General features: G+C 60.9%; 5 protein-coding genes. 2 read left to right on the top strand and 3 right to left on the bottom strand.

Annotation, left to right across the window (positions count from 1 at the left end; genetic code table 11):
- The first annotated feature begins 273 nt into the window (after positions 1–273).
- Positions 274–1,068: a thymidylate synthase gene (locus V6M37_RS05765; protein ID WP_332671571.1), complete on the top strand. Its 795-nt coding sequence runs from the start codon at positions 274–276 to the stop codon at positions 1,066–1,068.
- Positions 1,065–1,571, top strand: coding sequence for a dihydrofolate reductase (locus tag V6M37_RS05760; protein ID WP_332671570.1), 507 nt, complete (start codon positions 1,065–1,067; stop codon positions 1,569–1,571). Before V6M37_RS05765 ends, V6M37_RS05760 begins: the two co-directional genes overlap by 4 nt.
- A 60-nt stretch (positions 1,572–1,631) precedes the next feature.
- On the opposite strand, the gene V6M37_RS05755 is transcribed toward V6M37_RS05760, so the two are convergent.
- The 3 genes from V6M37_RS05755 to apbC all read right to left on the bottom strand — a co-directional run bounded on the left by V6M37_RS05755 (position 1,632) and on the right by apbC (position 5,793).
- Positions 1,632–3,884 (bottom strand): arginine/lysine/ornithine decarboxylase, encoded by a 2,253-nt coding sequence (locus tag V6M37_RS05755; protein ID WP_332671569.1) that lies wholly within the window; start codon positions 3,882–3,884, stop codon positions 1,632–1,634.
- A 132-nt stretch (positions 3,885–4,016) separates the two neighbouring features.
- A complete protein-coding gene (gene dcd / locus V6M37_RS05750; protein ID WP_332671568.1) occupies positions 4,017–4,583 on the bottom strand; it encodes a dCTP deaminase in 567 nt (188 codons plus the stop codon).
- Between the two features lie 118 nt (positions 4,584–4,701).
- Positions 4,702–5,793 carry an iron-sulfur cluster carrier protein ApbC gene (gene apbC, locus V6M37_RS05745; RefSeq protein WP_332671567.1) on the bottom strand — a complete coding sequence of 364 codons (1,092 nt, stop codon included), beginning with the start codon at positions 5,791–5,793 and terminating at the stop codon, positions 4,702–4,704.
- Between the last annotated feature and the right edge of the window lie 207 nt (positions 5,794–6,000).

Genomic DNA, 6,000 nt, shown 5'->3' with positions numbered 1-6,000 from the left:
TTATTTCCACCCGGAGAAGCTTCTCTTGCCGCCACCTCGTCGCGCCCCGCACTCAAAACCACCGGGCGCCGCGAAGAGGGGCGAATTATAGACACAATACGAACCGTGTCAACAGAACGCGAACGAAATTCAGCGCGAGTCGGGTTCTTCAAGAACATTATGCGCTGTAGTTGGAGCAATGAACTGGGACGGGCAGTGCGCACGCGTATACGTGTACAATTTTTACTCCCCCACACGGCCACTCGCACCGGTTCGGTCGAGAAAGAGCGCTCGATGAAACAGTATCAAGACCTGATGCGCCATGTCCTCGAAAAAGGCGACCGCAAGGCCGATCGGACCGGCACCGGAACGCTTTCGGTATTCGGGGCGCAGATGCGGTTTGGGCTCGATGAGGGCTTTCCGCTGCTGACAACGAAGAAGCTGCATACGCGCTCCATCATTCACGAATTGCTTTGGTTCCTGCGCGGCGACACGAACATCCGTTATTTGAACGAAAACGGTGTGTCCATTTGGGACGAGTGGGCCGATGAAGAAGGGGACCTCGGCCCGGTGTATGGAAAGCAGTGGCGGCGGTGGGAAACCGCAGACGGACGGACGATCGACCAGATTGCTCAATTGATCGACGGGCTGAAGCGCAATCCCGATTCGAGGCGTCACCTCGTCTCCGCCTGGAACCCCGGAGAAGTTGAAGGCATGGCGTTGCCGCCGTGCCACGCGCTGTTCCAGTTCTATGTCGCCGATGGTCGCCTGTCCTGCCAACTCTATCAGCGCAGCGCCGATATATTCCTCGGCGTGCCTTTCAATATCGCCTCGTACGCGCTACTGACGATGATGGTCGCTCAAGTATGCGAGTTGGCGCCCGGCGACTTCGTCTGGACCGGGGGTGACTGCCACCTGTATCTGAACCACCTCGAGCAGGCGAAGCTGCAACTCGGCCGGGCACCGCGGCCGCTGCCGTCGATGCGCCTGAATCCAGAGGTTCGGGACATTTTCGCGTTCCGCTTCGAGGACTTCGCGCTCGAGAGTTATGACCCACATCCCCATATCAAGGCGGACGTTGCAGTATGAACGCGCGTGGGCCTGAAATCATCTTCGTAGTTGCGGTGGCGCGCAACGGGGTGATCGGCCTCGAGAACCGGCTGCCGTGGCGCCTGAAGGCAGACCTTTCACACTTTAAGACGACGACGCTGGGACATCCGATTCTGATGGGCCGAAAGACCTGGGAATCGCTGGGAAGACCGCTGCCGGGACGTCGCAACCTCGTCGTCACCCGGAAGACGGACTACCCGGCACCGGGAGCCGAGGTTTTCCGCGATGTCGATGTAGCGCTACGAGCGGTCAGAAGCGACAAGGTTTTCGTGATCGGCGGCGCAGAACTCTTCCGACAACTGTTCGACCGCGTCGACGTGCTCGTCCTCACCGAAGTCCGTGCCGACGTGCCAGGAGACGTGTTCTTCCCGACATTCGACCGGGAGGACTTCACCGAGACCCGGCGCGTGAGCCACCCCGCCGACGAGGAGAACGAATACCCGTTCGATTTCGTCGAGTTCAGACGCAAGCCGGCGCGCTGAGCAGGACGGGCGCTACCGACCCCCGGCGGCGGAGAAATTCCCCGCCGCTTCCCCTTCGCGTCAGCCCTGCTTCACACAGTCGACGTAGTAATCCACTTTGCCGTTCGCCTGCACCCGCACGAGCCCGTGAATATCGGTCTCGAATCCCGGGAAAGCCGCATTGAAATCGCGCGCGAACTTCAGGTAACGCACAATCGTCGCATTGAAGCGCTCGCCCGGGATCAGCAGCGGGATTCCGGGGGGGTACGGAGTGACGAGCATCGCCGTCACTCGGCCCTCCAGTTCATCGATCGCGACACGCTCGATCTCCCGGTGGGCCATCTTCGCGAACGCATCGGCGGGTTTCATCGCCGGCACCATATCCGACAAGTACATCTCGGTCGTGAGCCGAGCAATGTCGTGTGCCTTGTAAAACGTGTGGATCTGCCCGCACAAATCCTTCAGGCCCACCTTTTCGTAGCGTGGATGCTTCGCGATGAATTCGGGCATCACGCGCCACAGAGGCTGGTTCCGGTCATAGTCGTCCTTGAACTGCTGGAGTTCAGTGACCATCGTGTTCCATCGGCCCTTCGTGATCCCGATGGTGAACATGATGAAAAAGGAATAAAGGCCGGTTTTCTCAACAATGATTCCGTGTTCGGCGAGATAGCGGGTGAGAATCCCGGCGGGGATGCCCGAGTCCGCAAAATCGCCGTCGACGTCCAGCCCCGGAGTGATCACGGTAGCCTTGATCGGGTCGAGCATGTTGAATTCAGGCGCGAGGTTGCCGAATCCGTGCCAGCGCTCACCTGCCTTGAGCATCCAGTCTTCACGTTCGCCGATGCCCTCCTCGGGCAGATACTCGGGCCCCCAGACCCTGAACCACCAGTCTGCGCTGCCGAATTCGGCGTCGACCTTGCGCATCGCACGGCGAAACTCGACCGCCTCCGACAGCGACTCCTCGACCAGCGCCGGGCCTCCGGGCGGCTCCATCATCGCTGCCGCAACGTCGCAGGACGCGATGATCGAGTACTGCGGCGAGGTCGACGTGTGCATCAGGTAGGCTTCGTTGAACACGTCGCGATCGAGGTTGCGCGTCTCCGAGTCCTGCACGAGGATCTGCGATGCCTGCGACAGTCCGGCCAGCAACTTGTGGGTCGACTGGGTCGAGAACACCATCGATTGCTTGCAGCGCGGCCGATCGGCGCCGATCGCGTGATAATCGCCGTAGAAATCGTGGAACGCGGCGTGCGGCAGCCAGGCCTCGTCGAAATGCAGCGTGTCGATTTGGCCGTCGAGCATCTCCTTGATCGTCTCGACGTTGTAGACGACGCCGTCGTAGGTCGATTGCGTGATCGTCAAAATGCGCGGCTTCTTGCCCACGGCCTCGCGCGCGAAGGGATTCGCCTCGATCTTCCGCCGGATCGTTTCCATGCGGAATTCGTCGAGCGGGATCGGGCCGATGATGCCGTAGTGGTTGCGGGTCGGCGTCAGGAACACCGGCACCGCGCCGGTCATGATGATCGAATGCAGGATCGATTTGTGACAATTTCGGTCGACGACCACGATGTCACCGGGCGCGACCGTCGTATGCCACACCATCTTGTTCGACGTCGAGGTGCCGTTCGTCACGAAATAAAGATGGTCGCAGTTGAAGATCCGCGCGGCGTTACGCTCTGAGGCGGCGACGGGTCCGGTATGGTCGAGCAACTGTCCGAGTTCCTCGACGGCATTGCACACGTCGGCCCGCAGCATGTTCTCGCCGAAAAACTGGTGGAACATCTGCCCTACGGGACTCTTCAGGAATGCGACCCCGCCTGAATGTCCCGGGCAATGCCAGGAATACGACCCGTCGGCCGCGTAGTGCGTGAGCGCGCGGAAGAACGGCGGGGCGAGGCTCTCGAGATAGTTCTTCGCTTCGCGCACGATATAGCGCGCGACGAATTCGGGCGTGTCCTCGAACATGTGGATGAACCCGTGCATTTCGCGCAGCACGTCGTTCGGAATGTGCCGGCTCGTGCGGGTTTCGCCATGCAGGAAGATCGGAATGTCCGCATTGCGGAAGCGGATTTCCTCGACGAAGGCACGAAGGTCCGCGATGGCCTTGTCCGACGCCTCGGACGACGAGAATTCCTCGTCGTCGATTGACAGGATGAATGCGGAGCCGCGACTTTGCTGCTGCGCGAACGACGTGAGATCGCCGTAGCTGGTGACACCCAGCACCTCCATTCCTTCGTCCTCGATCGCCTTCGCCAGGGCGCGAATGCCGAGGCCGCTCGTGTTCTCCGAGCGGAAGTCCTCGTCGATGATGATGATCGGAAAATGAAAGCGCATTCCTGTAACTCCAGCGTCGCGGCAGGCGCGAATCTTAATCGCGCCAAGTCTGCTTTCCTGTTACGGAAAGCACGAAAGGGCCGTCATGCGGCCCGGTTCATCATCGAACGGTCAGTGCGATTGGTTCGTGGTTCAGATTTTCGGCAGCGTCACACCCGTCTGACCGAGATACTTGCCGCCGCGATCCTTGTACGACGTCGCGCACTCCTCGTCGGACTCGAAAAACAGCATTTGCGCTATGCCCTCGTTCGCGTAAATCTTCGCAGGCAACGGGGTCGTATTCGAAAATTCGAGCGTGACATGCCCTTCCCACTCGGGTTCGAGCGGCGTCACGTTCACGATGATGCCGCAGCGCGCGTAGGTGGATTTTCCAAGACACACCGTGAGCACGCTGCGCGGGATGCGGAAATATTCAACCGTGCGCGCGAGCGCGAAGGAGTTCGGCGGAATGATGCAGACGTCGCCGACGAAGTCGACGAAGTTGCGGGCGTCGAAATCTTTCGGATCGACGATCGTCGAGTTGATATTCGTGAAGATCTTGAATTCGTTCGCACAGCGGACATCGTAGCCGTAGCTCGAGGTGCCATACGACACGATTTTTCCGGACTCGTTCTGGCGAACCAGTTCGGGCGCAAACGGCTCGATCATGCCGTGCTGCTCCGCCATGCGGCGGATCCACTGGTCGGACTTGATGGACATGGGGCGCGGTTTCCTCTGGCGCAGGCCCGGCACCCGCCGGACGCGAAAAGTCGCGTAGTTTAGGGCAAGCGCGGCGGGACCGAAAGCACGAAAAACGGTCCCGCAGAACACCCCCGCATCAGGTGTTCTTGATGACGATATTCGGGAACTTGTGCGTCATGTCCTTCGCCTTCACGGCCACGCGCACCGCGACCTTGCGGGCGATCTCCTTGTAGAGCGACGCGATGCGTCCGTTAGGGTCCGAAATGGTCGTGGGGGTCCCCTTGTCGGTCTCCTGCCGGATCTGGAGATCGAGCGGCAGCGCGCCGAGAAACGGCACGTTGTAGTCGGCGCACAGCTTCTCGCCTCCACCGGAACCGAAGATCGGCTCCTCGTGACCGCAGTTGGAGCAGATGTGGATGCTCATGTTCTCGACCACGCCGATGATAGGGACGCCGACCTTCTCGAACATCTTCAGCCCCTTGCGCGCATCGAGCAGCGCGATGTCCTGCGGCGTCGTGACGATGACGGCACCCGTCAGCGGAACGGTCTGCGACAGTGTGAGCTGGATGTCGCCGGTGCCCGGCGGCATGTCGATGATCAGGTAATCGAGATCCTTCCAGTTCGTCTCCTTGAGCAACTGGTTGAGCGCCTGCGTCGCCATCGGGCCCCGCCACACCATCGGCGTCTCCACATCGACGAGGAAGCCGATCGACATTACCTGCAGGCCGTGAGCTTCGAGCGGCTCCATCGTCTTGCCGTCGATGGACTGCGGCCGCTGGTCGCCAATGCCGAGCATCTGCGGCTGGGACGGGCCGTAAATGTCCGCATCGAGGATACCGACGCGCGCGCCTTCGGCGGCGAGCGCGAGCGCGAGATTCACCGACGTCGTGCTCTTGCCGACGCCGCCTTTGCCCGACGCCACCGCGATGATGTTCTTGACCCCGGGAAGCAGCTTCACCCCCTGCTGGACCGCGTGCGCGACAATCTTACTGGTGATATCGACCGTGACCCGGCCGACACCGGGAAGTGTCGATACCGCCGACGACAGCAACTCGCGAAGCGCGTCGTGCTGGCTTTTCGCGGGATAGCCGAGAACGACTTCGAGGCGGACCTCGTCGCCACTGATGCCGACATCCCGGATCGAACGCGTTGCGATGAAATCCTTGCCGGTATTCGGATCGACGACGCTCTTCAGGGCTTCGGTTACGGATTCCTGGGTAAGACTCATGGGTACGGTCCTCGGAGATCGAAGGCCCGCGGACGGGGCCACATCGGAGCAAATCATACCTAAGCTGCGCCGCGCGCTCACCCTCGACGACAAAAGGGCGATTCGCAATGCATCGTCGGCCGCTAAAATGATCGGCCATCCAAATCGTTTCCATGACGCGAGGGACCACCGCAAGGATGTCACCATTCAAGGCCTTTTCCGCAGTTG

Source organism: Aromatoleum sp., assembly GCF_036675785.1.
GTDB lineage: Bacteria > Pseudomonadota > Gammaproteobacteria > Burkholderiales > Rhodocyclaceae > Aromatoleum.
Note: the sequence above shows the minus strand (reverse complement) of the source record. Positions and strands in the feature narration are given on the sequence as shown.

Bases quoted from the DNA above. Each gene is read 5' to 3' on its own strand.
- V6M37_RS05755 (WP_332671569.1), bottom strand. From the start codon at position 3,884: ATGCGCTTTCATTTTCCGATCATCATCATCGACGAGGACTTCCGCTCG.
- V6M37_RS05765 (WP_332671571.1), top strand. From the start codon at position 274: ATGAAACAGTATCAAGACCTGATGCGCCATGTCCTCGAAAAAGGCGAC.
- apbC (WP_332671567.1), bottom strand. From the start codon at position 5,793: ATGAGTCTTACCCAGGAATCCGTAACCGAAGCCCTGAAGAGCGTCGTC.
- V6M37_RS05760 (WP_332671570.1), top strand. From the start codon at position 1,065: ATGAACGCGCGTGGGCCTGAAATCATCTTCGTAGTTGCGGTGGCGCGC.
- dcd (WP_332671568.1), bottom strand. From the start codon at position 4,583: ATGTCCATCAAGTCCGACCAGTGGATCCGCCGCATGGCGGAGCAGCAC.